The sequence below is a fragment of the Arthrobacter sp. R1-13 genome, from assembly GCF_054161475.1.
Genome location: NZ_CP096420.1, coordinates 4,395,970 through 4,420,897 on the forward strand (window position 1 = coordinate 4,395,970; position 24,928 = coordinate 4,420,897).

The following is a 24,928-nucleotide window of genomic DNA, read 5'->3' on the forward strand; positions in this document are numbered from 1 at the left end:
TCCTTGAAAGAGTGGCGTCTTCGCCGCATGGCGACGGGAAAGCCCCGAACTGAAATCGTATCGGGGATTGGCCGGGATAGGCAGCAGCGGCGCGGGGTCGTGGACGCTCCACCCCTTCGACCCATAGGCTGGCTACGTTATGGAAGACTCCGGCCTGTCCGGGATACTCCTGGGGGGCCGTGAAAGCAATGCGGAAGGCGGCGGAGCATGACCGAAGCGGAGAACATTTCAGCAGAGGCCGAGGCGAACAGCAGGGACCCGCATGATTGGGGCCGGGCCATGGCCCGGGCAGTAACGAGGCTTGCTGAGCAGCTCGCTCCGGAGGGAAGCGAAGACATCCACGCCTCGGTGGTGGACAGGGAACTGTGCCTCACCATCAGGGACGATCCCGACGGCGTTCTAATCACGGTGTCCACACAGTTCTCGGGGGATCGAGCCAACCACCAGGACTGAAACGCGGTCACTCCGGCGAAGGCCACATAAAGCGTCGTGACTTTTAGAGCCCCTTGACTGCGCCGAGCACCTTGGTGAGGGATTCCTTGGCGTCCCCGAACAGCAGGGTTGTCTGCGGTTCGAACATGAGGTCATTTTCGATGCCGGCAAAGCCGGGGCGCATGGAGCGCTTGAGGAAGACCACCTGCCGCGCGTCGGCGACTTCGAGGATGGGCATGCCGTAGATCGGCGAGCCCGAGGAAGTCTTGGCTGCCGGGTTGACTACATCGTTCGCTCCCACCACCAAAGCGACATCGGCAGTCCTGAACTCGGAGTTGATCTCGCCCATTTCCTTGAGCGACTCGTACGGAACGTTGGCCTCGGCGAGGAGGACGTTCATGTGTCCGGGCATGCGTCCTGCCACGGGGTGGATGGCGAAGTCCACTTGGATGCCGCGGGCCTCAAGGGCTTGGGCCAGTTCCGCTGCCGTGTGCTGCCCCTGGGCAACGGCCAGGCCGTACCCGGGAACGATGATCACGCGTTGCGCGTAGCCCAGCAGCACAGCGACGTCCTCGGCACTGGAGGACCGGACCGGCCGGTCACTCGCCGTCGTCGAACCCGCCGTCGAGCCTCCGCGGAATGCCCCGAAGAGGATGCCTGCTACGCTCCTGCCCATCGCTGCGGCCATGGCCCGGGTGAGGATGGTACCCGAGGCGCCCACCAGCGTACCGGCGACGAGGAGAAGAACGTTGCCCAGCACCAGTCCGCTGGCCGCGACGGCGAGGCCGGTGAAGGCGTTCAGCAGCGAAATGACGATGGGGACGTCCGCCCCACCCACCGGAAGCACCAGCAGAACACCTGCAGCCAGTCCCAGCACCATCAGTATCAACGCCAGCGCCAACGAACCGGTCAGTACAACGGCGGTAGCGGCGCCCAGCGCTGCGATCAGCACAGCGGCCATCAGCACCGGCAGGCCCGGGAACACAATCGGCCGGGTGGTCATTAGCTCCTGCAACTTGGCAAACGTAATGGCCGAGCCGGCGAAGGAGACGGCACCCACCAGCAAAGTGAAGGCAACCGCCAGGCGCACCCAGGATTCCCCGGCATGTCCCAGTTCCAGAAGCGCAACGAGCGCCGCGGCACCGCCTCCCACCCCGTTGAAGAGGGCCACGAGCTGAGGCATCTGGGTCATTTGCACGCGACGGGCAACTGGCGCGGCCACAGCTGTGCCGACGGCAATGGCACCAAGGATCCAGGGAACGTTGTCCAGTCTTGCCGAGAGGAATACGGTGATGACCGCCACCAGCGCCCCGAAGGCGCCGAGGAGGTTTCCCTGGCGGGCAGTGCGGGGGGAGTTGAGGCCCTTGAGCGCGAGGATAAAGAAAACAGCAGCAGCCAGATACAGCAGCGCCGTCCATACAGGATCGAGCAGAATCACTTCTGGACCTCCCGGTTTGCTGTACCGGGTTTCTCCAGGCCCGCCTTCTTACGTCCCCGGAACATTTCCAGCATGCGGTCCGTCACCACAAAGCCGCCCACCAGGTTGGCTGTGGCCAGGACTACTGCGAGCAGGGCCACCGCGAGCACCCAAGGGTCGGCGGCCTGGCCGGCAACGATGATGGCGCCCACCAGGATGATGCCGTGGATGGCGTTGGCCCCCGACATCAGCGGGGTATGCAGGGTGCTGGAAACCTTGGAAACCACTTCGAAGCCCACAAAAACCGCCAACACCGTGATGGTGAGCAAACTGATCGGATCCATCAGGACACCCCCTCATTTCGCGAAGTGGCGTTTTGCGAAGCGACATTCGGCGAGGCTGCGTTTGGCGAAGGGACGTTGGGTGCGGGGGCGCTCTCCAAGGCGAGCAGATGCAGCGCTTGGGCGGTCGGCTCGTGCCGCACAACGCCGTCGTGCGTCAGGCAGGAAGCTGCCAGGACCTCATCCTCAAAGTGCGGCGCCACAACGCCGTCCTTCGTCATCAGGGCCAGCAGGTTCGCCACATTCTTGGCGTAGAGCCGTGACGCATCTGCCGGCATTGCGGACGCCGCATCCTTCATGCCCACCACAATGACAGCTCCCTGGCCATCTGCGGTGGGAACCTGGAGATCCTCTCCGGGAACGGAGCCCTCCACGTTTCCGCCAGACTCAGCCGCGAGGTCGACGACGACGGAGCCGGGGCGCATGCCCTGCACCATTTCCCGGGTCACCAGGAGAGGGGCACGCCGTCCGGGGACTGCCGCCGTCGTGATCAGTACATCTGACTGGGCCACGTGCGGGGCCAACAACTGGCGTTGCAGGGCGCCGCGATCGGCGCTGAGCTCCCGGGCGTAGCCCCCGGACGCCTCCGCAGTTTCAAGATCCAGTTTGATGAACGTGCCTCCCATGGACGTGACTTCCTCCGCAGAGGAAGGCCTGATGTCGTTGGCCGAAACGCGGGCACCCAGGCGCTTTGCGGTGCCGATGGCCTGGAGTCCGGCCACCCCGACGCCGAGCACCAGCACGCGGGCCGGAGGGATTGTTCCGGCCGCGGTCATGTACAGCGGAAAAAAGCGGGGAAGGCGCATCGCCGCCTCAAGAACGCAGCGGTAACCGGCCACCAGGGCCTGGGAAGAGAGGGCGTCCATGGATTGGGCGCGCGAGATGCGCGGCACCAGTTCAAGCGCGAAGGAGGTCACCCCGGCTGCCGCGAGCGCCTGGACTGTGGGAAGCTCCGACGACGGCGAGGCAAGACCAACCGTGATTGCTCCAGGTTTGAGGCTCTGCGCCGTTGCCGATCCCAGCGGGCGCACGTGGGCGTAGACATCCACTTCGGCAAGGCCCAGCTCGGGGATGATGTGGGCTCCGGACTGGCGGTAATCGTCGTCGCTGTGTCCGGCAGCCATTCCGGCCCCCGCCTCTACCAACACGTCGAGACCAAGGCCCGTCAGCTGCTTCACCGTTTCCGGCGTCGCCGCCACCCGCCGCTCTCCATCCCGGCGTTCCCGCGGTATTCCTAGCTTCACCCGCCACACCCCTTCCGACGAGTGCAGCGGCGGACCTCCTGGCTCTTCGCCTTGGGGCGGACGCCTTGCGGAGCAACACTGCTGCACGTGGTTGGCACGAGTCTATGGCCCCTTGGGTCCGCTTGGCGCGAAGAGAAAGGTAATTCCCTCAAATTGGGGATTTGCGGGAAGGTACTGCCGGTTCCTTCAGGGGGCCCGGGCTCATCAGCTTTGACAGGGCAGTGCCAAATGTGACCCTTGACACTCTCCGGAAGCGACGCTTACTCTTAGTGCCAAGTCGTTTTACCAAAACGATTTGTCAGCGTTCCTCCCTCCTCTTCTGAATTTTCCGTTCCCCAGAGAAAGTGAGTCGACAGCGATGTCCACTCGAAAAACCATCAACAGGTTTGCCACTATTGGCGGCCTCTGCACCGCCGTCGCACTTACAGCCGCCGGCTGCGGCGCTGGGGGCCCGACGTCGTCGGGCAGCGCCGCCAGCACCGTGAACGTCCTGGTGGAGGCCGGCGGCCACGCCGAACTGACCGGTGTCGCCGAGCAGTGCAAGAAGGACGCCGGGATAGACGTCAACTTCGTCGAACTCCCCTACGACGGCATGTTCAACAGGCTTTCCAGCGAGTTCTCCTCCGGCAACGTCTCCTTTGACGTCGCCGCCCTGGACTCCGTCTGGCTGCCCAGCTTCAAGGACGCGGTCCAGCCCATCGACGAACTCTTCACCGACGAGGCCAAAAAGGACATCTTCCCGGCCCTCGTCAAGGAAGCGAATGTTGATGGCCACTTCATTGGCATGCCCGCCTGGACCAACGCCGAAATCATCCTCTACCGGAAGGACCTGTTCGAGGACCCGCAGAACCAGGCCGGTTTCAAGGCCAGGTACGGCTACGATCTGGCCGCGCCCACCACATGGAAGCAGTACCAGGAAGTCTCGGAGTTCTTCACCAAGGACGGGATGTATGGAACCGACGTGAAGGGCGGGGTGGAGACCGAATGGCTGGCCCACGTCCTCCAGGCGGGTTCCCCCATGGTGCTGGACGAAAACAACAACGTCGTCATAGACAACGCAGCACACAAGGAAGCCCTGGACTTCTACACCAGCCTTGCGTCGTCCGCCCCTCCGGGCGCAGCACAGGTTGACTGGGCAGCCGCCCAGAACCTGTTCAACCAGGGCAAGACGGCCATGACGCGCTTCTGGGCCCACGCCTACCGGCAGATCCCCAAGGACTCCCCGGTGGCCGGCAAGGTTGGTACAGCTCCGATGATCGGCGGCAGCGCTGGTGTAGCAGGTGTTCCCGGCCCGTGGTACCTGACGGTTCCCAAGGCCACCAAGAACACGGACAACGCCAAGAAGTTCATCAAGTGCGCCTACGACCACAACGACCTCGGCATTCAGTCCAGCCTTGGCTTGGCCTCGCGCATCTCAGCCTTCGAGAAGTACCAGGACCAGCCCGGTTATGAAAGCTTCGGCCCTTTGATCGAGACCCTCAACGGGAAGGCCACTGCCACCCGTCCGGCGACTGAAAAGTGGCAGCAGATCGTTGACACCGTTCTGGTGCCCCTCCTGCAAAAAGCTGTAGCCGGCGGGGACTCCACAGCCCTCCTGGCCGATGCCAAGAAGCAGATCCAGGACCTCCTTAAGTAAGACCCCGCGGCCGGCACCTGGCTTCCGCCAGTGCCGGCCGCGGCCCCAACCAGCGGAAGAGAAAACCGTGCGCATCTCCGATCGCCGCTTCGCAATGTTCCTCATGGCCCCGGCGGCTGTGTTCCTCGCAGTATTCGTGGCCTACCCGCTGTTCCGTCTTGTGACAGACAGCTTCTTCAAAATCTCGCCCATGGCTGGCGGATCCCGTGATTTCGTGGGGCTGGACAACTACTTCCGTGCCTTCGCCTCAGAGGCATTCATGGGAGCCGGCTGGCGCACGCTCGCCTACACCCTCATAGTGGTTACCCTCGAATTCGCCCTCGGTCTGGGTATGGCCCTGCTGTTCACCATGCTCGGCCGCAATTCCCAGATCTGGCGGACCGTCTTCCTGTACCCCCTGATGATTGCCCCGATCGTGGCAGGCCTGCTCTGGAAGTTCCTCATGATCGACAACTTCGGACTGATCGGGACGCTCCTGCACCAGGCCGGAATACTGCAGAACCCCAACCAGATCGGCTGGCTCTCGGACCCGAATATCGTGCTCTTCTCGGTGGCGATTCCGGACATCTGGCTGACGACGTCGTTCATGTGCCTTGTGCTGTTTGCGGGACTGCAGAACATCCCCGGAGACCTCATCGAGGCGGCCCGGCTGGACGGGGCGCGGGCACCGGCCTTGCTCTTCCGTATCATCCTTCCCCTGCTCCGGCCCGTCATCGCCGTCGCCCTTGTGGTGCGCGGCATTGATGCCGCCAGGGCCTTCGACACCATCCTCATTCAAACCAACGGCGGTCCGCAGTCCGCCTCGGAAACCATGAGCCTGCTGATCTACCGCACCATGATCCGCTTCGGCGATCCGGGGCTGGCAAGCGCCATGGGCACCATCTACCTGCTGGCCATGCTCGGCGTCGCCTTCTTCGCCGTCGCCACCATCTGGCGGCCAGGAAAGGACAACTGATGAGCATCGCAGACTCACGCCTTGGCGGCACCCGCGCACTGGAAACCGCTCTGCCACCGGCATCCATCGCTTCCCGGAAGGGTCACGGAAACCAAACAGAGGCAGGGGGAGGCAAGGCGCGCCGCCCGCGCCACCACGCGGAGGGCCTCGAAGCGGGCAAGCGCAGCACCAGGACCTTGCTCTGGATTCTCCTCGCGATAGCCATGGTGCTGTATGGGTTCCCGTTCCTCTATCTGCTGTTCACCTCCTTCAAGACTCCGATCGACACCATTGCTGTGCCGCCGACCATCCTGCCCAAGGACTGGACGCTGGAGAACTACACCAACGCTCTGGGACGCAGCGGGGTGCTCGCTTCTTTCATCAACAGCACCCAGACGGCCATCATCAGCACGGCACTGTCCCTGGTCCTGGCGGTGCCGGCGGCCTATGGGATCACCAGGTACAAGACCCCGAGTGGCCGGGTGTTCATCATGGCTGCGCTGGTGACCCGTATGGTGCCGCCGGTTGCCATCGGTATCCCGCTGGCTTCCATGATGGCGACGGCGGGACTTGCGGATACGCCCATCGCGCTGTCGATCGCGCACACCACCATCTCCCTCCCGCTCTCGATCTGGCTTATGTCCAGCTTCTTTGAGGCCGTGCCGCAGGACCTTGAAGAGGCGGCCACCGTGGACGGTTGCAGCCGGCTTGGCGCGCTGTGGCGGGTGGTCATTCCGGTGGTGTCCGGGGGCATTGCGGTCACGGCGATCTTCGCTTTCCTCGCGTCCTGGAACGAGTTCCTGTTCGCACTCCTGATGACAGCCATCAGGTCCCAGACAACCCCGGTGGTCATCGCGAACTTCCAGACCCAGTTCGGGCTGGACTGGGGATCCATGACGGCCCTGGCTGCCGTCTATTCGATCCCCGTCATCCTTCTCACGCTTCTCTTGCAGCGCAAGATCGTCGCCGGCATGACACTCGGCGCCGTCAAGGGCTAAGAAACCACAACACAAGGGGAAGTACCTATGTCAAGCAACAACTACTACGACGTAACTACGTGGCCAGTCGGCAATCCGTTCGAGGACGTCGGCGAAGTAATCAACAGCATCATCGCTGACATCAAGGACCGGCAGACGGTCACTGCTGCGAAGGATGGAGGAAAGCCAGGCGCGGTAATCTACATTCCGCCCGGGGACTACCGCCTCCGGACGCAGGTGGTGATCGACATCAGCTTCCTGAGGATCCATGGCTCGGGACACGGCTTTACGTCCTCGAGCATCCGGTTCAACGTTCCCGAAGACCAATGGCCCGACTTGCATGAGCTGTGGCCGGGAGGGAGTCGCATTCTCGTCGACATTCCCCTCGACAGAGACGGGGATGAATCCAAGGGAGCCGCCTTCTATGTTGAGCGAAGCGGGAGCCCGCGGATCAGCTCGGTCGAGTTCTCCAACTTCTGCGTCGACGGGTTGCACTTCAACCCGGATGGATCCGGGATGCATCCGGAGAACACGTACGTCAACGGCAAGACCGGCATCTTTGTGGCGAACGCCAATGACTCATTCCGCATAACCGGCATGGGGTTCGTCTACCTTGAGAATGCTCTCACTATCTACCACGCGGACGCGCTTTCCATTCATGACAACTTCATCGCTGAATGCGGAAGCTGTATCGAACTGCGCGGGTGGGGACAGGCATCAAAGATCACCGACAACTTAATCGGAGCTGGCTTCAAGGGTCACTCAATCTACGCCGAGAAGCATGGCGGGCTCCTGATAACCGCGAACAACGTCTTCCCCCGTGGTGCGAGCAGCGTCCATTTCGACGGCGTCACGCGTTCAAGCGTCGCCAACAACCGTTTTCATTCGTTCTACCCCGGGATGCTGATTCTCGCAGCAAACAGTTCAGAGAACCTTGTGGCCACGAATCACTTCTTGCGTGACCACGAGCCCTGGACGCCCTTCCTGGGAGTCGACAACGGGCTGAACGACCTCTACGGACTTCTCTGTGTCAACGGCAGCAACAACTCAGTCGTCGGCAACCACTTCTCGCAGATCCTGGACTCCCAAAGCATCCGGCCCACAGGGGCGACGCCTGTCATCATCCGGCTGAGGGCGGGGGTTGGCAACTTCGTCTCCAACAACCACGTGGTGGCGATGGACGTTCAATCCAAGTCAAGTGACTCCTGCTTCTCGGCGCAGGTAGACGCTCTTTTGACGACCGAGGCTTCGGACGGCCTCGCCGTTACCGCCGTCATGGTCGATTCCGAATCAGCTCGGAATACGATCCTCGATTCCGGAAGTGAGGCCCAAGTTATCGCAGACAGGACTGTTAACGCCTTCAGGGCAACACCCACTGTCGGTTTCGAGGCGGCACATGCGGATAAGCCGACCGTAGGATCAGTACCAACACTATGAGGACGTGGGAGACCAATGACCAATAGATCAGTCGGTATCAAGGATGTGGCAGCCGCGGCCGGGGTCTCTGTAACCACCGTCTCCCACGTGCTCAATGACGTTGGCTACGCCCGCGTCAGCCCGCTAACCCGTGAACGGGTAAAAGCGGTTGCGGGAGAACTCGGGTACGACCCAAACCGCATGGCGCAGGCGCTGCGTACCCAGCGCTCCGGCATGCTCGGATTCATCAGCGAAGAAATCGCCACCACACCCCACGCCGGACGGATAATTCTGGGTGCGGAGGAGACTGCCCGGCGGCGCGGCTACAACCTCATGATCATCAATACCTCCAGCACTGCCACAGACGAATCCCGCCAGGCTGACGTAGCAGCAATGCTGAAGGGACAAGTGGATGGGGTCCTGTATGCCACCATGTACCACCGCAAACTGGCAGTACCGGACAACCTGCGTGGCGTCCCCGCGATCCTTGTGGACTCCGAGGACATCAACCGCTCAATCTCCTCAGTTATCCCGGACGAATTCGGAGGAGCCACAGCAGCCGTCAGGACGCTGATCGAGGCCGGCCACGAGCGGATCGGAATGATCATCAACACCGACGACGTCCCCGCCACCCACTCGCGTTTGGAGGCCTTCCAGAGCACGCTCTCGGAGGCCGGCCTGACCTTCCATCCCGATCTTGTTGAGGCCGAAGAGTCGGAAGTGCCCGGCGGCTACCAGGCGACCCTGAGGCTGCTGAAACGGAAGGACCGGCCCACCGCGATCTTCTGCTACAACGACCGCATGGCCATGGGAGCCTATCGGGCAGCAGGAGAACTTGGCCTGAAAATTCCTGACGACCTTTCCCTTGTCGGCTTCGACAACCAGGCGCTCATCGCCGAAAACCTCCATCCAGCCCTGACCACGGTCGCGCTCCCGCATTACGAAATGGGGGCATGGGCAACTGGAAACCTCATTGATGCCATCGAAGGCAAAACAGACCTGGCCTTATTCGCAGCCCACCCGACCGTGCTGGGATGCCCGCTGGTAGTACGGAAATCCGTAGCGGGGCCACCGCTCCGCTAACAGCACTCAGCAGTTAGCAGTCAGCAAGACCCTTCGGACGGACCTCCTCGGACGCCCGACTATCTCTGCATGTCTACGAGCCGGGGCCAAAGATGCCGCCGGAGACCAGAAACAAGAAGGAACGCCATGATCGAGCAAGATCCCCGTCCCCAATTCCACTTCACCACCGACGCAGGCTGGATCAATGACCCGCTGGGCCTGACCTGGAAGGACGGAAAATACCACCTCTTCTATCAGTACGTCCCCGGCCGGACCACGTGGGCGTCCAACTGCCACTGGGGCCACGCCACTTCGCCCGACCTAGTCATTTGGACTGAGGAAGGAATAGCCCTGGCGCCCGGGGACGGCGATGACGGAATCTGGTCCGGATCCATCGCCACCGACGCCTCGGGCCGTTCGAAGCTCTTCTACACCTCAGTACAGGAGCCGGGAATAGGGATCGGGACTATCCGCTCAGCCATCCCCGACGACGACAGCTGGAACCACTGGACGAAGGGCCCAGCAGTCATCAAGGCTCCGGATATGGGCCTCGTGGCATACCGGGATCCGTTCGTGTTCAGGGACGGGAACAAGTGGCGGATGTTTGTAGGGGCCGGGCTCGAAGGCGGAATCGGAGCGGCGATCTCCTACAGCTCGCACGACTTGGACAAGTGGGAACTCGACGGCATCGCCGCCCAACGGCCCGGCTCAGAAAGGCCCGGTTCAGAACGGGATCAGACCTCAGAAACGGACCAGGCCTGGACCGGAACCATGTGGGAGTGCCCGCAGCTGTTTGAAATTGACGGCGTCCACGTCCTGGTGACATCGGTGTGGGAGGACGACGTCCTTCACTACGTGGCCTACGGCGTGGGGTCCTACAGTGACGGCGTCTTCACGGCACGCACCTGGAAACAGCTGACGTACGGTCCCGGGTACTACGCTCCCTCGTTTTTCCGCGACAAGGAAGGAAAACCAGCCCTGATCTTCTGGATCCGAGGGGTCATCAGCCAGGACGGGAAGTGGGCCAGCGCGCTGAGTATCCCCCACACACTTACGCTGGAGGACGACACGCTGATTGCAACCCCGCATCAGGATCTGGAAGCCTACGCGGTCTCAGTGCACCAAGCCGGCAATGATCCTGAATCCTCGGACGCACTGTTGGCCGGTGGAGCGGATTTCACCTGGATCTCCGGAGAACGGACCGCCATTGAATTCAAGGCCGGCGAAAAGACGGTTGCAACCATCAGGCATGCAGGAAACTCGCTCATCCTCAATGTCCCGGACAATGCTGCCTTCAGGGATGTGCGTATCCCCCTTCCCGATGGAAACCACATAAGAGCCATCATCGACCAAGGTCTGCTCGAGGTATCGACGCATAGTGGATTGGTGGCTGTGCCGCTGCCGTTCCTCGAAGGCCCCCTCCTGCTCTCGGCAACCGGGCTCCTTCAGCCCCCACAACTCAAGATCCTGAAACGGCCGTCCGATGCGTCCTTTGCCCCTTCCACAAGGCCCCAGCATGCAACCGTCCCCCGAGTTGGCGCGTCACAATCCGTTGGTTCCAGACTGCCCATCGCCAAGTCCTAAATCGCGTGGAACAATGAGCGGAATTTGTTGAGGTAACACCGAAATTTGGGGGATTCATGCAAGAGCGGGCGGACTTCGAAGCGACCAAACCGGAACAGGGATCCGGTCACACACCGCCACGCCCGCAGTATGGACAAAGGCTGCCTCAAGACCCTGCTACAGCTGAACACTCCTCCGGTTTCCAAAACGAGCAGACTGCCGGTCTCCAGAACTATGGGGAGTACCAGCAGGGAGTCATTCCAGGCAGGACCGCACCGCCCGCCCCCCAGGCACCCAGGGAAGACGTGGTCCGTGGGACGTTGTTTTCGCTTGTCGCCATTCCTGCCGGCGTCATCCTTTGGCTGATCCTGTGGAACGTAGGCCTTATGGCCTCGATCGTCGGTTTTGTGGCAGCCGCAGGTGCAGCCCGTATGTACGTGCTGGGCAGCGGAAGCTTCAGTCGGAATGGTGTCTGGGTTGTTGCAGCCGTAACACTGATTACTGTCCTGGTCTCGTTCGTGGGAGGTATGTGGTTGGACATGGCTCAGTTCATGGGCGGCGCATCTCCCTTTGCCATGCTCCTGGATCCTCAGGCTTGGGAGCTCCTCGGATACAACCTGACGACAAACGCTGACCTGGTGGAAACCTACAAGCTGGACTTCCTTGTGGCTGTGCTCCTCGGTGCCCTCGGATGCTTTTTCACGCTTCGAAGGATGTTCGCGGAGACCAGGAAGTAGTCCCGTGAGCCGCCCCTCAGGGCGGCAGCAGGTGGCTAGTGCTTGGCCGAAAGGTCAGCCGAGATGAGCTTGGCGGTCTCCACGATCTCCTGGCGCACAGAATCCAGGTAAGCGTCGGGGTCGGGTTGGGCCGCCACGGCCTGTGCCTGCAGGGAAACGTTGACGGCGGCCACTACCTTGCCTGGTCCGTCATACACAGGCGCTGCGACAGACATCAGGCCCATTTCAAGCTCCTGGTCCAGAAGGCACCACCCCTGGGCCCGGACCGTGTCAAGCACCCCCAGCAGTTCCTGCTTGGTGCCGACTCCCCGAGGCGTCAATGGCCGGATTTCGGCCGCCGCCAGGTACTCCTGCAACTTGGCCGGCGGCAGGGCAGCCAGGAGGACGCGGCCCATCGACGTCGCGTAGGCGGGGAAGCGGGTGCCCACGGTGATGCCCACGTTCATGATCCGGCGGGTGGTGACCCGCGCGATGTAGGCGATGTCCGTCCCGTCAAGGACGGCAGCCGACGTCGACTCCCCCAGTTTGAGCGACAACTCCTCCAGATGGGGCTGGGCAAGTTGCGGCAGGGACAGGCCTGACAGGTAGGCATAGCCGAGCTGCAGCACCTGAGCCGTGAGCCCGAATGTCTTGCCGTCGGTACGCACGTATCCGAGCTCCACCAGGGTGTGCAGGAACCTGCGGGCCGTAGCGCGTGTCAGATCGGTGCGCGCTGCCACCTCGGTGAGGGTCATCAGCGGATGGTCGGTGTCGAACGCACGGATGACGGCCAGCCCGCGTGCGAGCGACTGCACGTACTGGTCGCTGGCCGGTGGGGGCGCTGCTGGGTCGGTCATGGTTAGCAATCCTATTGGCTTGGCGGAGTTAGGGCTCGACGGCGGGCGCAGCCTTAACCGGGACCGGCACCAGCGGGACGGGCACCAGCGCCTGGAGCTCCTCGAAGGTGCAGCCAAAGGTCTCCTGCACCTGAACGCCGTCGGGTCCGGTGAGGAATACGGCCATATCGGTATACACGCGGGTCACGCAGCCAACCCCCGTGAGCGGATATGTACAGGTCTCCACGAGCTTGGACGCTCCCTCCCGGGTCAGCAGCGTCATCATCACGAAGACATCCTTTGCCCCGGTCGCCAAGTCCATGGCTCCGCCGACCGCCGGAATCGCATCCGGGGCGCCCGTGTGCCAGTTCGCAAGATCCCCCGCGGCAGAGACCTGGAATGCCCCCAGAACGCAGATGTCCAGATGCCCGCCCCGCATCATGGCGAACGAGTCGGCATGGTGGAAGTAGGAGGCCCCGGGCAGTTCTGTAACGGGGATTTTGCCGGCATTAATGAGGTCCCCGTCAATCTGGTCACCGGTGGCTTCCGGACCCATGCCCAGCATGCCGTTCTCGGTATGGAGCGTGATGTCCTGCTCAGGCTGGAGGTAGTTGGATACCAGCGTTGGCTGGCCGATTCCCAGGTTTACGAAGGACCCGGGCTTTATGTCACGTGCCACCAGACGCGCGAGGTCGTCGCGGCCCAGCGGCTTTTCCGCCGTCCGAATGGAAGCTTCAACACTCATCTCAAGCCACCTTCACAATGCTGTTCACGTAGATGCCGGGCGTCACAACGTTCTCCGGGTCCAGCCCGCCCACCGGAACGATCTCGGATACTTGCACCACCGTGTGCTTGGCGGCCGCCGCCATAATGGGCCCGAAGTTGCGGGCAGTTTTGCGGTACACGAGGTTTCCCTTCCCGTCAGCCTTGAGGGCTTTGATGAGGGCGACGTCGGCGTGGATGGGCGTCTCGAAAACCTGTCCCCTTCCATCGATTATCCGGGTTTCCTTACCTTCAGCCAGGATGGTGCCGTAGCCGGTGGGGGTGAAGAAACCGCCGATCCCGGCACCTGCGGCACGGATACGTTCGGCCAGGTTCCCTTGCGGTACCAGTTCCAACTCGATCTCGCCGGCCTTGTACTTGGCGTCGAAATGCCAGGAGTCAGACTGCCGGGGGAAGGAACAGATCATCTTGCGGACCCGGCCCTCCCTGATCAACAGAGCCAGCCCTTGATCCCCCTGGCCTGCGTTGTTGTTGACCACGGTCAGCTCCTTCGCGCCGCAACCCATCAAGGCGTCGATCAGCTCGAAGGGCTGCCCGGCGTTGCCGAACCCGCCAATCATCACCGTAGAGCCGTCCTTGATTCCGGCAACGGCCTCCTCCACAGTGTCCATGAAATTCAGCATGTCCTAGGCCTTCCTGTGATCCGGCTCAGAATCAGCAGTGACGTTTTCCAGCACCACCGCCAGCCCCTGTCCCACACCGATGCAGATCGCTGCCACGCCCCACCGCTGACCGGATGCCTGCAGGCTCCGCGCCAGATTGCCCAGGATCCGCGTACCGGAGGCACCGAGCGGATGTCCCATTGCGATCGCCCCGCCGTGCCGGTTCACGATGGAAGGATCCACACCCCAGGCGTTGATGCAGGCAACAGACTGCGCGGCAAACGCTTCGTTAAGTTCGACGGCGCCCACCTGATCCCAGCCGATCCCCGCCTTCGCGAGGGCCTTGTTCGCGGCTTCCACGGGAGCGTAGCCAAAGTACTGGGGGTCGTTCGCGTGGGCTCCGCGGCCGGCAATACGGGCCAGGGGGTTCATGCCGAGAAGCCCGGCGGCACGTTCGCTGCCGATCCAGGCTGCGGAGGCGCCGTCGGACAGCGGGGAAGAGTTTCCAGCTGTGACGGTGCCGTTCTCGGTGCGGAAAACGGTTTTGAGCCCTCCCAGTTTTTCCGCCGAAGAACCGGCCCGGATGCCCTCATCCCGCGTCAGATCGGTTCCGGGCACCACTGAGACGAGGCTGTCATAAAACCCCTCGTCCCATGCCTTGGCGGAAAGATTGTGCGAGTCCGCGGCGAATTCATCCTGCTGTTGGCGCGTCACACCGTACTTTTCGCGGAGCCGCTCCGTGGCTTCGCCAAGGGAAATGGTCCATTTGGAGGGCATTGCTTTGTTCGCTAGGCGCCAGCCCAGCGTGGTCGAGGCCAGCGTGAGATCACCGGCGGGGTAGGGCTTCTCCGTCTTGGGCAGCACCCACGGCGCGCGGCTCATGGATTCGGCGCCACCCACCAGCATGAGCTCGGCGTCGCCGGCGTTGATCTGGCGGGAGGCAATGATCGCCGCGTCGAGAGAGGAGCCGCACAGGCGGTTGACCGTTGTGCCGGGGATGGAGACCGGCAGGTCTGCGAGCAGGGTACCCATGCGGGCGATGTTCCGGTTTTCTTCGCCCGCGCCGTTGGCATTGCCGAACACAACCTCATCGATGCGCTCTACGTCGAGCTGGGGTGCACGCTTAACTGACTCAGCGATCACATGGGCGGCCAGATCGTCGGGCCGGATGGAGGCAAGCCCGGAACCGAATTTACCGAAAGGCGTGCGGACGGCGTCGTAAATGTATGCCTGGTTCATGAAGTACGGTCCATTCCTGTGTCGTCCATTGCTGTGTTGTCCATTGCTGCGTTGTCCATTTCATGGAAGACCTGTTGGGCGGTCTTAAAAGCCGTGTTGGCGGAGGGAACCCCGCAATAGATGGCTGTCTGCAGCAGGATTTCCTTGATCTCATCCCGGCTCAGGCCGTTGGTGACGGCCGCGCGGATATGCATGGCCAGTTCTTCCCAGTGCCCGTGCGCAACCATCGCTGTGATGGTGACGGCGGACCGCATCTGCCGGGAAAGTCCTGGCCTGGTCCAGATTCCACCCCACGCGATCCGCGTGATCATGTCCTGGAAGTCCTCCGTAAACGAGTCCTTGTTCGCGTTGGCGCGGTCCACATGCGGATCGCCCAGCACCTCGCGGCGGACCACCATGCCGCCGTCGTAAATTTCCTGGCTCGTCGCGTCGGGGCGGACCACACCATGTCGTTCAGGCTCAGTCATTGTCGATTCCTCCCATAAATTCCTGCAGCAGTTCGGCCACCTTGTCCGGCGCCTCCGCAGGTGCCAAGTGGGCAACGCCATCCAAGGCAACGGCCCTTGCTGAGCCCCCTCCGGCCCGAATGCCGGCCACCAGTTCTTCAGCGAACGACGGCGGGGCCACCCCGTCCTCCACACCGGCCACTGCGAGGGTAGGGACGCGGATGCTGCCGAGTTCTTCACGGACGTCGAAGGTCGCGAGTGCCTCGCAGCAGAAGGCGTAGCTGAAGCGGTCGGCGTCGCGCAGGGAGTGAAGCAACCGGCTGCTCAAGCCCGGTTCGCGGTCCATGAAGCCCGGCGCGAACCAGCGCTGCGCTGACCCCTGGATCATCACCGGCGTGCCTTGGTTCCGGACTGTTTCGGCACGCTCCAGCCAGCCTTCAGAGATGCCGAGTTTGGCTCCGCTGCACTGAACACTGAGGCTTGCGAGGCACTCACCGTGCTTGATGCCCAGCTGCAGTCCCGTTGCGCCGCCCAGGGATACCCCGGCGTAATGGAAAGTGGCGCCCGGGGAGATGGAATCGACAAGGTCGACGACGGCGTCGGCCAGTTCGCCGACGTCGAACGTCCTTTGCGCTGCAGGTGAGACACCGTGTCCGGGCAGGTCCCAGGCCACGACTTCGTAGTCATTGCCCAGGAGGGCAGCAGTCTGGGCCCACAGCACTGCGCCGGACGTGCCGAGGGAGGGGCCCACCACCAGCAGTGGCTTTTCGCCGAGTTCCCGCGGAGGCGAAAGCAGCGATGCCTTGAGTTCAGGCCTGGTCATCCCGGCACCCCTTCGGTTCCCTGTACTGGCTTTCCTGAAAATTCGGGAAAGCCAGCGAAAATGCGGCGCACGATTTCATGGCTCTGGCCCAGATAGTTGGCCGGGTCCAGGAGTTCCTCGAGGCGCTGGTCCGAAAGCTTGTCCGCCGTCACGGTTTCGCGCAGTAAGCGGCGGTAGGTGGCTCTCTGCTCCGCTGCCGGCGCCAGAAGCGTCCCGTCCACCGCGGACTGCAGCTGCTTCCTGCCATCCTCACCCAGGAGCGGAGCGACGGCACTGGCTACGGCTTCGCTCAGCAGCAGGGGGCCCGAAAGATCCAGGTTGCGGCGCATCGCTTCCGGGAAGACCTGCAGGCCTTCGACGAGTTCCCGGGCCAGGCCGGCGGCGCCGAGGGCCAGCCGCAACAATTCGCGGAAGGCCTGCCATTCGCTGTGCCATGCGCCGTCGGGGCGTTCGTCGTTGAAGTTAGCGGCGGCCTGATGCAACTGTCCCGCCAGGTTGGGGGCCTGGAGGGCTGCGCTGCGGACCAGGACGGACAGGACGGGGTTTTGCTTTTGCGGCATCGCCGAGGACACACCCCGCCCTGCCGCCCGGGGTTCGGCCACTTCAGCAACTTCCGGCCGGCTGAGGAAGAGAATATCGGCGGCGATTTTGCCCAAGGCGTCGGTCACGCCAGCCAGCGCGTCTCCGAGAGTGGTCACTGCGGACCGGTTGGTGTGCCAGGGAGCGGGCGTTGGGGAGAGGCCCAGCTGCGCGGCGAGCCGGTCGGAGAGTTCCAGCGCTGTCACGGCTTTTCGCGGTGTGCGCCCGGTTTCCCTCCCAGGGCCGGCCTCAGCAGGGATGGTTTCAGCAAGCAGGGTTCCGGACGCCAGGGTTCCGGCCGCACCACCCATCTGCACAGGCAACGGGACTGACTCGAGCTTCCGGGCAGCGGCAGCCAGTCCATGGAACCACTGTGCCGTCCTCAGGCCAAAGGTCACGGGAAGGGAATGCTGGGTCAGGCTGCGGCCCACGCACAGCGTGTCCGCATGCTGTTCGGCGAGGGACGCAAGCGCCGTCGTCGTGCTGTGGACGTCTGCCAGCAGCGCAGCAACGGCGTTGCGGGCCAGCAGCATAAGGGCCGAATCCAGGACGTCCTGGCTGGTCAGCGAGGTGTGAACCGCGCGAATGGCCCCGATATTGCCGGTGTCCAGTTTCTTGACCTCCGCGCGGAGATCGGCGAGCAAAGGTATGACCGGATTTCCGCCGCCTTGGGCACGCACAGCGATGTCCCCTGCGTCGTAGCGGCTGACGTCAGCGGCCGCGGTGACGACGGCGGCCGACCCTGCCGGTGCCAAACCTGCCTTCTCCAGGACCAAGGCCCAGGCTGCCTCGACGGCCAGGATCGCCGCCAGTACCGCCCGGTCGCCCGTCAGGATCGCTACAAGGGGCGACGCCGAAACGGGAGCCAGCAGGCCGACGTCGCCGTCGAAGCGGGGCTCGGGACCGGTCATTGACGGTCCTTGCCACCAGCGGACCCGCCATCGAAATCAAGGAAAACCGTCTCGCCCTCACCCTGCAGCCGGACATCCCACGTCAGTCCGCCGTCCGGATCACGCCGGGCAATCAGGGTCTGCCGGCGATCGGGATCGAGGGAGCTCAGCAGCGGGTCCCCGGCAAGTGCCTGCTGGTTCTCCGGCAGATAAATACGGGTGAACAGGCGGTTCATCAGGCCCCTGGCGAACACCGCCACGGCAATGAACGGGGCAGCGCCCGGTTCGGTGGGGCCCGGGTTGACTGTGGTGAACGTATAGACGCCGGAATAGCCCACCGATCTGCGGCCCCAGCCGGTGAAGGTGTAGCCGTCACGGACAAGGGAGCCTGTCTGGTGCACGATCTTCCCGTCAGCGTCAGGCTGCCAGATTTCCAGGATGGCGTCCGGAACGGGGTGACCCGCGCCGTCGTACACGGTGCCTTGGAGGCGGATGGATCCGGGCGACCCGGGCGCAAGGAGCTCGCAGTCCTTCTCATAGGGCAGGGCGTAACCATAGAACGGGCCAACCGTCTGGCCTGCTGTCGCGGTGAGTATGGAGTCACTCATGGTGGTCACCTTCCGCCCCGAGGGCCTCATTTTCGGTCCAGGTCCGCTTCGACCCCGTCAGCACGATGTCCCAGTTGTAGCCCAGAGCCCATTCGGGTTCGGTCAGCTCGTGGTCATAGTTGGCCACGAGACGGTCGCGGGCGTCCTGGTCAACGATCGACTGGTAGATCGGGTCCAGAGGGAACAACTGATCGCCCGGGAAGTACATCTGGGTGACGATTCGCTGCGTGAACTCATTGCCGAACAGCGAGAAGTGAATGTGCGCAGGACGCCAGGCGTTGAGATGGTTCTTCCACGGATAGGCGCCAGGCTTGATGGTGATGAATCGGTAGGATCCATCCGGCCCGGTGATGCAGCGCCCTACACCGGTGAAGTGGGGATCGATCGGGGCGGGATGCTGGTCCCGCTTGTGGATGTAGCGGCCGGAGGCATTGGCCTGCCAGATCTCCACGAGCTGCCCGGCGACAGGGCGGCCATCGCCGTCGAGCACCCGGCCGGCGACGATGATGCGTTCGCCCTGGGGTTCGCCGTCGTGCTGGATGGTGAGGTCGGATTCCAGCGCGTGCACGTCCTGGTGCCCAAAAGCCGGCGAGTAGAGCTCGATGGTTTCAGGATCCGCATGGTGCAGGCTTTTGGTGGGGTGGCGGAGGATGCTGCTGCGGTAGGGGGCGAAGTCCAGCCGTGGCTGGGTCTCCGGCTCGCCGCCGCTGCTGAGCTTGGCGGCATAGGCATCGCCGATGGCCTTCAGCTCGGCGCTCAAATCCGCTTGCGTCTCCACTTTTGGTGTTGCCGCTTTCGGGGGAACTTCGGCTGCATCGGACAGATCCTCGGTGAGGGAATCAGCTTTGTACGTTTCGGCCTTGAAATTCTCTGGCACAGCAACCTCCTTCGGGTTATCGGTGTTGGCTCGGACAAGGGGGTTTAGCGGGAAGGCTTCATTTGGTGCAGATGGTCGTACTGGACGGCATGCCTCACAGGTGCGTTGGGCGCGCCGTAGCCGTCATAGGCGCCGCGGCGTTCCACCATTTCGAAGAACACGCTCCCGACGGTGGCCGTGTAGAAGTGGAGGAACTCCCCGTCAGCATCCCGGTCGTAGAGGAGGTTGAGCTCCCGCAGAGTGGCAACGAAATCCGGCTCGAGCGCGAACCTTGCGTCCAGGTCCTCGTAGTAGTTGTCCGGGATACGAAGGAACTCCAGGCCGCGGTCACGGCATTTCTTCGCGGTGGCGACGAGGTCGGCGACAGCGAAGGCAATGTGCTCCTGGTACGTCCGCCGAAAGCGACTGCCGCCGTCGTACCTGCTGTCCTGCTGCCCGCCGTCCTGCTGGAGAAGCGGGGCAAGGTTCAGCACAAGGCGCACTGCACGGTCCTCAGTAAGCATCACCTGCGAACGGACCAGGCCTGTAGGGCTGGGAACCTCTGCATACGGCTGGGGCTGCAAGGCCAGCGCGCTGGTGTAGAAAAGAACGGCTTCATCGAAGTGCTGCCACGGCTGCGCCAGGTTCACATGGTCAATCACGGCACCTGTTGTGGGGGATCCGGATCCTCCACCTGACGCTCCTAAAGCAACCGGGAACTGCTGAGTTGCCTGCTCATCGCCGAATTCGGAAGTCCACGCCGCCGTTCCATCAGGGTTGCCCTGGCAGAGGAAGATCTCCGTGGAGTCCGGCGCCGCGAACCCCTGGAACACCTCCTCATTGGCCTGGCTCTTACGCGGCACGGCCGGGGCCTTGAGCTGCTGGGCGCGGGCGGAGGCAAGCAAGGGTGAATCGACGTCGAATCCCAGAGCGGCAATGGTCGGCCCGACGCTCAGTGGCCCCGATGCACCCGACGCGGGTTCTTCGTTGATGATCACGCGTGCGTGCCCCATAGTCCACAGTTGCACAGCCTTTGTGCGGTGGCGTCCGTTGAACTCGAAACCCAGCTGGCCCAGGACCTTTTCCAGCCCGGCCGCGTCCCCTGCCCTGACTTCGGCAAAGTTGAAGCCCGCAGGTTCAGCCACCTTCGGGAGGGTTGCCAACTCCATGGGATAACGACGGCGGACAGCGGCCCCGCTCACTGCAGGTGTGCCGCTGCTGTTGCCAACCCGTGGGTGGATATCAAGCCACTGGGCACTTTGCTCTTCCAGCCAAATGAGGGAGCGCATGGCATCAACAGCGGTACGCTCGACGTCGGACTGGCGGAAGACGTCGTTGAAGACTTCGAGCGAGACAGGGCCCGCGTATCCTGCCCGGACAACATGACCCATGAATTTGGCGAGCTCAAACTGACCCTCTCCGGGGAAGACACGGTAGTGCCGGCTCCAAGAGAGTACGTCCAGGGAGAGCTTGGGCGCGTCGGCTACCTGGACGAAGAAGATTTTTGCGGGGTTGATGCCTTCAATCGGAGCCGTATCCCAGTCGCGGGAGAGGATGTGGAAAGAGTCCAGGCACGTCCCCAGGTTCGGATGGTCCACCGCCTCGACCAGCCGGTGGGCATGCTCGTAGTCGTTGACATACTTGCCCCAGGCCAATGCCTCATAAGCCACTTTGACGCCGTAGTTTCCCGCAAGCTCCGCAAGGCGCGACAGCTGCTCTGCCCGGAGGTCGTCGTCGTCGATGGTGGCTGTGGCGACGTTGGTGCAGGCCAGCATGGTGTCCATGCCCAAGCGGGACATGAGCTTGAACTTGGCCTCAGCGCGGCGCAGGTTCCCCGGAAGCAGGTCCTCGTTGACGCTGTCGAAATCCCGGAACGGCTGATAAAGGTCCAGCGTCAGTCCGAGGTCTGCGGCCATGGTCCTGACGTCCTCAGGGCTCAGCGGCGAGGTCACCAGGTCCTGTTCGAAGATTTCAATGCCGTCGAAACCGGCAATTGCACACGCCTGCATCTTCTCCTTCAGCGTCCCGGACAGGCACACTGTAGCGATCCCCGTGCGCATCAGACGGTCACCCCTTCTGCGGCCACAAGCTCCAGGAAGTGGGCACGCATCCGTTCCACATCGGCTTCAAGTCCGGTGAAGATTCGGAAGGAATCTGCTGCCTGACCCACCGCCATCCGCCCGCCGTCGAGGACATCGCAGCCCTTGGCCTTGGCTTCACGTACGAGTTCGGTTTCGATCGGGCGGTACACGATGTCTGCCACCCAGTGGCGGGATTCCAGGAGTGACGGCTCCAACGGCGTGCCGGGATGGCCGGCCATGCCGGTGGGAGTGCAGTGGACCAGGCCGTCCGCCAGCGGCATCAGCCGCGGCAGCTCCGCCGTCGTTCGGGCAGTGATGGTCCGGTCCGGGAAGAGACCGGAAAGCTCGACAGCGCGTTCAGCGCACCGCACGGTGTCCACGTCCACGAGGTCCAGCGTCTTGGTGCCGGCCGTCAGCAGTGCATAGGCGACAGCGGAACCAGCCCCGCCGGCTCCCAACTGGACCACCCGGCTGAGTTTGGCATCCGGAAGGCCTGAGGAAAGGGCTGCACCGAAGCCCGAAGAGTCTGTGTTGTGACCGATGAAGCGGCCGTCCCGGATCACCACGGTGTTCACGGCGCCCAGCTCCCGCGCATCCGACGAAACTTCGTCCAGATGCTTCAAAACCAGTTGCTTGCAGGGATGGGTGATGTTGAGGCCGTTGAAGCCGAGGCGGAAAGCCGCCTTTAGCAATTCGCCGACTGCCGCGGCCGGGACGTCGATTTCGCCCAAATCGATGGGGCGGTAGAGATAGCGGAGGCCTTGCCGGTCACCTTCACGTTCATGCATGAGGGGCGTCAGCGAGGGCATCACACCGTCCCCTATGAGTCCTACGAGAAAGGACTCTGCTCGATTGCTCATCCGGTTAGCTCCTTTGACAACACCACGCGGCCGCTTTGACGCCGCAGCGTCGGCTCACGCCGGGTGGTACGAGTTACAGTACAGGAAATGTTCATATGATGCACTCTTGTTCTTATGCCGAACAAAGTTAACGTTCGGGCAGGCGGGCCGCGAGTTCAGCGGCTGCTTCCTGAAGCACAGGCACAAGGGCCACCAAGGCTTCCTGGCTGAGCCGGAACACCGGAACGGCTGTGGCCAGCGCCGCAAAAGCGTGGCCTTGGGAATTGAAAACCGGAACGGCGACGGCGCGCATCCCGAGCTCGTTCTCCTGGTCCATGGTGGCGTAGCCGCGGTTTCGGACCAGATCAATTTCCGCTCGAAAAGCATCGCGGTCGGTGATGGAGAACTCCGTCAGCGGCGCCAGCTCCAGGCTTTCAACAAGTTCCCCGCGGGTGGCCTCGTCAGCAAAGGCCACCAGGGCTTTGCCTACGGCCGTGGTGTGAAGCGATCCGAGATGTCCGGGGTCGCTCGTAACCCGGAACGTTTGGGGACCGTCCACCTTGTTCACCGTCAAGTGATGGTTTCCATCGCGGACCGAAAGGATGGTGGCCTCGGCCGTCAATTCGGTAACTCTGCGCAGGATGGGCAGGGCGGTGCCGGCGAAGCCGTGATGATTGGAGACCCGCTGGCCCAACTGGAAGACCCGAAGACCCAGATGGTAGCGGCGGCCATCCGGTTCATAGTCCACAAACCCATCCCGCGTGAGCGATCCGAGCAAACGGTAAGTGGTGCTGAACGGGAGCTCGGCACGGCGGGAAATCTCGGCAGCACTGGCTCCTCTTGGCTCATCCCCGAGCAGTACCAGCAGGCCGAGCGCCTTCCCGACCATATCCGTGCGCGAATCATCCTTCCCGCCCTTCAATGCCCTGACAGCATCACTCTCCTTGGCGTCGGCGGTTCCATTGGAGGCATCATGGCCTGTGTTTTGACTCACACTCATATCTCGATGTTGCCACATAGTGAGAGCTATTGCTAGATAATGAAAGTTTTTCTTGACAGGTGACTGTGATCACATTCATGCTTGCTGTATCGCAACAGTAGCTCTCACCATGTGGCTACGGGTCTTCCCAAGGACCTCGCGGCGCCCCACACTGAACCGGTAGCCGTTGAGAAGCGCATGATTCATCCGCGACATTGTCGTCACGCAAAGGAACACCATGAGCCAGACCCTCCCGTCCAGCACGCCGGACGTCTCAGCACCGGCCGGGACCCCCAAGAAAGCAGCCATTGCAAGTTTCCTGGGCAGCGCCGTCGAGTACTACGACTTCTTCATCTTCGGTTCTGCCGCCGCCCTGATTTTTCCCATCGTGTTCTTCCCCGATGCCGACGCCAACGCGGCCATCATGTCCTTCGCCACCTTCGGCTTTGCCTATGTGGCACGGCCGGTAGGTGCCGTCATCCTGGGTCACTTCGGCGACCGCGTAGGCCGGCGGAAAGTACTCATGTTCACCCTCCTGCTGATGGGTGCCTCCACGTTCCTGATTGGATGCCTGCCGGACTTCAACACCGTGGGCTGGTGGGCCCCGGCCCTGCTGGTGGTGGCACGTCTCTGCCAGGGGCTCTCCGCAGCAGGTGAGCAGGCCGGCGCTTCCTCCATGACACTGGAGCATGCACCTGACAACCGCCGCTCCTTCTTCACGTCGTGGACTCTCACCGGTACCCAGGGCGGCCAGATCCTTGCGGCCCTCGTCTTTATCCCGGTCCTCGCCCTTCCTGATGAGATCAAGTACGGCATCGGCTGGCGGATTCCGTTCTGGCTCAGCGCAGTAGTGGTTGTGGTGGCCTTCTTTATCCGCCGCACGCTGCACGAGCCGCCGGCCTTCGAGGAAGCCCAAAAGAATGCCGAGATATCCAAGCTTCCTGTGGCTGACCTTCTCAAGTCACACTGGCGCGACGTCCTCCGGGTTGTTGCCTGTGCCTTCATCGCCGCAGTATCCACGGTGTTCGGTACCCTTGCGATCAGCTATGCCAAGACCGTCGCCGGCGTAGACGGGACCACCACACTGTGGCTCGTGGTCGGCGCCAACCTGGTGGCCCTCGGCACCCAGCCCCTGTTCGGGCAGCTTGCCGACAGAATCGGCCGGAAGCCGGTCTTTATCTATGGCGCACTGGCCAGCGCGGTGCTGACGCCCGTGTTCCTGCTCAGCCTCGAATCCGGCAGCGTGCCTCTGATGTTCCTTGCAGCCATCGGCTTCTTCTCCTTTGGCTACGCGGCCTCCAACGCCGTCTGGCCCTCCTTCTACGCCGAAATGTTCAGCACCAAAGTAAGGTTCTCCGGCTTAGCTATCGGAACCCAGCTCGGCTTCCTCATGGCAGGCTTTGCTCCGGCGATTGTCGCGGCTTTGGGCGGCATCCAGCCCGGCGGCTGGGTGCAGATCAGCATCTTCACTGCCGTCATCTGCGTCATAGCGGCCACCTCGGCGCTCACTGCCAAGGAAACCTTCCGGGTGCCCACAAAGGAACTCGGCCTCAAGTAAGGTCAGCTTCAAAAAAGGTCACGACGGCGGTCCTCCCCTCGCGCTGGGCAGGGAGGGCCGCTGGGGTTTGG

General features: G+C 62.9%; 24 protein-coding genes. 9 read left to right on the top strand and 15 right to left on the bottom strand.

Features of this window, described 5'->3' with window-relative positions:
• Positions 1-207: 207 nt before the first annotated feature.
• Positions 208-453 carry a hypothetical protein gene (locus M1D88_RS20305; protein WP_458112504.1) on the top strand — a complete coding sequence of 82 codons (246 nt, stop codon included), beginning with the start codon at positions 208-210 and terminating at the stop codon, positions 451-453.
• Positions 454-496: 43 nt separating this feature from the next.
• On the opposite strand, the gene M1D88_RS20310 is transcribed toward M1D88_RS20305, so the two are convergent.
• The 3 genes from M1D88_RS20310 to M1D88_RS20320 are packed head-to-tail and all read right to left on the bottom strand — an operon-like array spanning position 497 to position 3,434.
• Complete coding sequence (locus M1D88_RS20310; RefSeq protein WP_458112505.1) at positions 497-1,870, bottom strand: NAD(P)(+) transhydrogenase (Re/Si-specific) subunit beta; 1,374 nt, start codon at positions 1,868-1,870, stop codon at positions 497-499.
• Positions 1,867-2,193 carry an NAD(P) transhydrogenase subunit alpha gene (locus M1D88_RS20315; protein WP_458112506.1) on the bottom strand — a complete coding sequence of 109 codons (327 nt, stop codon included), beginning with the start codon at positions 2,191-2,193 and terminating at the stop codon, positions 1,867-1,869. The genes M1D88_RS20310 and M1D88_RS20315 overlap by 4 nt, the downstream gene beginning before the upstream one ends.
• Complete coding sequence (locus M1D88_RS20320) at positions 2,193-3,434, bottom strand: Re/Si-specific NAD(P)(+) transhydrogenase subunit alpha (protein WP_458112507.1); 1,242 nt, start codon at positions 3,432-3,434, stop codon at positions 2,193-2,195. Before M1D88_RS20320 ends, M1D88_RS20315 begins: the two co-directional genes overlap by 1 nt.
• A 358-nt stretch (positions 3,435-3,792) precedes the next feature.
• On the opposite strand from M1D88_RS20320, the gene M1D88_RS20325 reads away from it, so the two are divergent.
• The 7 genes from M1D88_RS20325 (at position 3,793) to M1D88_RS20355 (ending at position 11,759) form a co-directional block, all read left to right on the top strand.
• Entirely contained in the window at positions 3,793-5,070 is a 1,278-nt protein-coding gene (locus tag M1D88_RS20325; RefSeq protein ID WP_458112508.1) for an ABC transporter substrate-binding protein, read from the top strand.
• 67 nt (positions 5,071-5,137) lie between these two features.
• The gene (locus M1D88_RS20330; protein ID WP_458112509.1) at positions 5,138-6,025 is read left to right on the top strand and encodes a carbohydrate ABC transporter permease; all 888 of its coding nucleotides are present in this window, start codon (positions 5,138-5,140) and stop codon (positions 6,023-6,025) included.
• On the top strand, positions 6,025-7,002 hold the full coding sequence (locus M1D88_RS20335) for a carbohydrate ABC transporter permease (protein ID WP_458112510.1): 978 nt from the start codon (positions 6,025-6,027) through the stop codon (positions 7,000-7,002). Before M1D88_RS20330 ends, M1D88_RS20335 begins: the two co-directional genes overlap by 1 nt.
• Before the next feature lie 27 nt (positions 7,003-7,029).
• Entirely contained in the window at positions 7,030-8,418 is a 1,389-nt protein-coding gene (locus M1D88_RS20340; protein ID WP_458112511.1) for a right-handed parallel beta-helix repeat-containing protein, read from the top strand.
• Positions 8,419-8,433: 15 nt separating this feature from the next.
• Positions 8,434-9,480, top strand: a complete 1,047-nt coding sequence (locus tag M1D88_RS20345) for a LacI family DNA-binding transcriptional regulator (RefSeq protein WP_458112512.1) — start codon at positions 8,434-8,436, stop codon at positions 9,478-9,480.
• Positions 9,481-9,606: 126 nt separating this feature from the next.
• Entirely contained in the window at positions 9,607-11,043 is a 1,437-nt protein-coding gene (locus tag M1D88_RS20350) for a glycoside hydrolase family 32 protein (protein ID WP_458112513.1), read from the top strand.
• 56 nt (positions 11,044-11,099) lie between these two features.
• Positions 11,100-11,759 carry a hypothetical protein gene (locus tag M1D88_RS20355; RefSeq protein ID WP_458112514.1) on the top strand — a complete coding sequence of 220 codons (660 nt, stop codon included), beginning with the start codon at positions 11,100-11,102 and terminating at the stop codon, positions 11,757-11,759.
• Positions 11,760-11,794: 35 nt separating this feature from the next.
• On the opposite strand, the gene M1D88_RS20360 is transcribed toward M1D88_RS20355, so the two are convergent.
• The 12 genes from M1D88_RS20360 to M1D88_RS20415 all read right to left on the bottom strand — a co-directional run bounded on the left by M1D88_RS20360 (position 11,795) and on the right by M1D88_RS20415 (position 23,320).
• Positions 11,795-12,595, bottom strand: coding sequence for an IclR family transcriptional regulator domain-containing protein (locus M1D88_RS20360; RefSeq protein ID WP_458112515.1), 801 nt, complete (start codon positions 12,593-12,595; stop codon positions 11,795-11,797).
• A 28-nt stretch (positions 12,596-12,623) separates the two neighbouring features.
• Complete coding sequence (locus M1D88_RS20365) at positions 12,624-13,319, bottom strand: 3-oxoacid CoA-transferase subunit B (protein ID WP_458112516.1); 696 nt, start codon at positions 13,317-13,319, stop codon at positions 12,624-12,626.
• Between the two features lies 1 nt (position 13,320).
• On the bottom strand, positions 13,321-13,980 hold the full coding sequence (locus M1D88_RS20370) for a 3-oxoacid CoA-transferase subunit A (RefSeq protein ID WP_458112517.1): 660 nt from the start codon (positions 13,978-13,980) through the stop codon (positions 13,321-13,323).
• A gap of 3 nt (positions 13,981-13,983) precedes the next feature.
• A complete protein-coding gene (locus M1D88_RS20375; RefSeq protein WP_458112518.1) occupies positions 13,984-15,198 on the bottom strand; it encodes a thiolase family protein in 1,215 nt (404 codons plus the stop codon).
• Positions 15,195-15,665 (bottom strand): 4-carboxymuconolactone decarboxylase, encoded by a 471-nt coding sequence (gene pcaC / locus M1D88_RS20380; RefSeq protein ID WP_458112519.1) that lies wholly within the window; start codon positions 15,663-15,665, stop codon positions 15,195-15,197. Before pcaC ends, M1D88_RS20375 begins: the two co-directional genes overlap by 4 nt.
• Complete coding sequence (locus M1D88_RS20385) at positions 15,658-16,467, bottom strand: alpha/beta fold hydrolase (protein ID WP_458112520.1); 810 nt, start codon at positions 16,465-16,467, stop codon at positions 15,658-15,660. The genes pcaC and M1D88_RS20385 overlap by 8 nt, the downstream gene beginning before the upstream one ends.
• Positions 16,464-17,957 carry a class-II fumarase/aspartase family protein gene (locus tag M1D88_RS20390; protein WP_458112521.1) on the bottom strand — a complete coding sequence of 498 codons (1,494 nt, stop codon included), beginning with the start codon at positions 17,955-17,957 and terminating at the stop codon, positions 16,464-16,466. The genes M1D88_RS20385 and M1D88_RS20390 overlap by 4 nt, the downstream gene beginning before the upstream one ends.
• Positions 17,954-18,544, bottom strand: a complete 591-nt coding sequence (gene pcaG / locus M1D88_RS20395; RefSeq protein WP_458112522.1) for a protocatechuate 3,4-dioxygenase subunit alpha — start codon at positions 18,542-18,544, stop codon at positions 17,954-17,956. The genes M1D88_RS20390 and pcaG overlap by 4 nt, the downstream gene beginning before the upstream one ends.
• Complete coding sequence (gene pcaH / locus M1D88_RS20400; protein ID WP_458114591.1) at positions 18,537-19,367, bottom strand: protocatechuate 3,4-dioxygenase subunit beta; 831 nt, start codon at positions 19,365-19,367, stop codon at positions 18,537-18,539. Before pcaH ends, pcaG begins: the two co-directional genes overlap by 8 nt.
• A gap of 98 nt (positions 19,368-19,465) precedes the next feature.
• Complete coding sequence (locus M1D88_RS20405) at positions 19,466-21,460, bottom strand: bifunctional sugar phosphate isomerase/epimerase/4-hydroxyphenylpyruvate dioxygenase family protein (protein ID WP_458112523.1); 1,995 nt, start codon at positions 21,458-21,460, stop codon at positions 19,466-19,468.
• Positions 21,460-22,341: a shikimate dehydrogenase gene (locus tag M1D88_RS20410; protein WP_458112524.1), complete on the bottom strand. Its 882-nt coding sequence runs from the start codon at positions 22,339-22,341 to the stop codon at positions 21,460-21,462. Before M1D88_RS20410 ends, M1D88_RS20405 begins: the two co-directional genes overlap by 1 nt.
• A 127-nt stretch (positions 22,342-22,468) precedes the next feature.
• A complete protein-coding gene (locus M1D88_RS20415) occupies positions 22,469-23,320 on the bottom strand; it encodes an IclR family transcriptional regulator (protein WP_458112525.1) in 852 nt (283 codons plus the stop codon).
• A 217-nt stretch (positions 23,321-23,537) separates the two neighbouring features.
• Here M1D88_RS20415 and M1D88_RS20420 point away from each other — a divergent pair, with 217 nt between their 5' ends.
• Positions 23,538-24,857: an MFS transporter gene (locus tag M1D88_RS20420; protein ID WP_458112526.1), complete on the top strand. Its 1,320-nt coding sequence runs from the start codon at positions 23,538-23,540 to the stop codon at positions 24,855-24,857.
• Positions 24,858-24,928 lie beyond the last annotated feature (71 nt).

Excerpts from the sequence above, each read along its gene's own strand:
- M1D88_RS20305 (WP_458112504.1), top strand. The coding sequence starts at position 208 with ATGACCGAAGCGGAGAACATTTCAGCAGAGGCCGAGGCGAACAGCAGG.
- M1D88_RS20315 (WP_458112506.1), bottom strand. The coding sequence starts at position 2,193 with ATGGATCCGATCAGTTTGCTCACCATCACGGTGTTGGCGGTTTTTGTG.
- M1D88_RS20325 (WP_458112508.1), top strand. The coding sequence starts at position 3,793 with ATGTCCACTCGAAAAACCATCAACAGGTTTGCCACTATTGGCGGCCTC.
- M1D88_RS20335 (WP_458112510.1), top strand. The coding sequence starts at position 6,025 with ATGAGCATCGCAGACTCACGCCTTGGCGGCACCCGCGCACTGGAAACC.
- M1D88_RS20340 (WP_458112511.1), top strand. The coding sequence starts at position 7,030 with ATGTCAAGCAACAACTACTACGACGTAACTACGTGGCCAGTCGGCAAT.
- M1D88_RS20345 (WP_458112512.1), top strand. The coding sequence starts at position 8,434 with ATGACCAATAGATCAGTCGGTATCAAGGATGTGGCAGCCGCGGCCGGG.
- M1D88_RS20350 (WP_458112513.1), top strand. The coding sequence starts at position 9,607 with ATGATCGAGCAAGATCCCCGTCCCCAATTCCACTTCACCACCGACGCA.
- M1D88_RS20355 (WP_458112514.1), top strand. The coding sequence starts at position 11,100 with ATGCAAGAGCGGGCGGACTTCGAAGCGACCAAACCGGAACAGGGATCC.
- M1D88_RS20360 (WP_458112515.1), bottom strand. The coding sequence starts at position 12,595 with ATGACCGACCCAGCAGCGCCCCCACCGGCCAGCGACCAGTACGTGCAG.
- M1D88_RS20365 (WP_458112516.1), bottom strand. The coding sequence starts at position 13,319 with ATGAGTGTTGAAGCTTCCATTCGGACGGCGGAAAAGCCGCTGGGCCGC.
- M1D88_RS20370 (WP_458112517.1), bottom strand. The coding sequence starts at position 13,980 with ATGCTGAATTTCATGGACACTGTGGAGGAGGCCGTTGCCGGAATCAAG.
- M1D88_RS20375 (WP_458112518.1), bottom strand. The coding sequence starts at position 15,198 with ATGAACCAGGCATACATTTACGACGCCGTCCGCACGCCTTTCGGTAAA.
- pcaC (WP_458112519.1), bottom strand. The coding sequence starts at position 15,665 with ATGACTGAGCCTGAACGACATGGTGTGGTCCGCCCCGACGCGACGAGC.
- M1D88_RS20385 (WP_458112520.1), bottom strand. The coding sequence starts at position 16,467 with ATGACCAGGCCTGAACTCAAGGCATCGCTGCTTTCGCCTCCGCGGGAA.
- M1D88_RS20390 (WP_458112521.1), bottom strand. The coding sequence starts at position 17,957 with ATGACCGGTCCCGAGCCCCGCTTCGACGGCGACGTCGGCCTGCTGGCT.
- pcaG (WP_458112522.1), bottom strand. The coding sequence starts at position 18,544 with ATGAGTGACTCCATACTCACCGCGACAGCAGGCCAGACGGTTGGCCCG.
- M1D88_RS20405 (WP_458112523.1), bottom strand. The coding sequence starts at position 21,460 with ATGCGCACGGGGATCGCTACAGTGTGCCTGTCCGGGACGCTGAAGGAG.
- M1D88_RS20410 (WP_458112524.1), bottom strand. The coding sequence starts at position 22,341 with ATGAGCAATCGAGCAGAGTCCTTTCTCGTAGGACTCATAGGGGACGGT.
- M1D88_RS20415 (WP_458112525.1), bottom strand. The coding sequence starts at position 23,320 with ATGAGTGTGAGTCAAAACACAGGCCATGATGCCTCCAATGGAACCGCC.
- M1D88_RS20420 (WP_458112526.1), top strand. The coding sequence starts at position 23,538 with ATGAGCCAGACCCTCCCGTCCAGCACGCCGGACGTCTCAGCACCGGCC.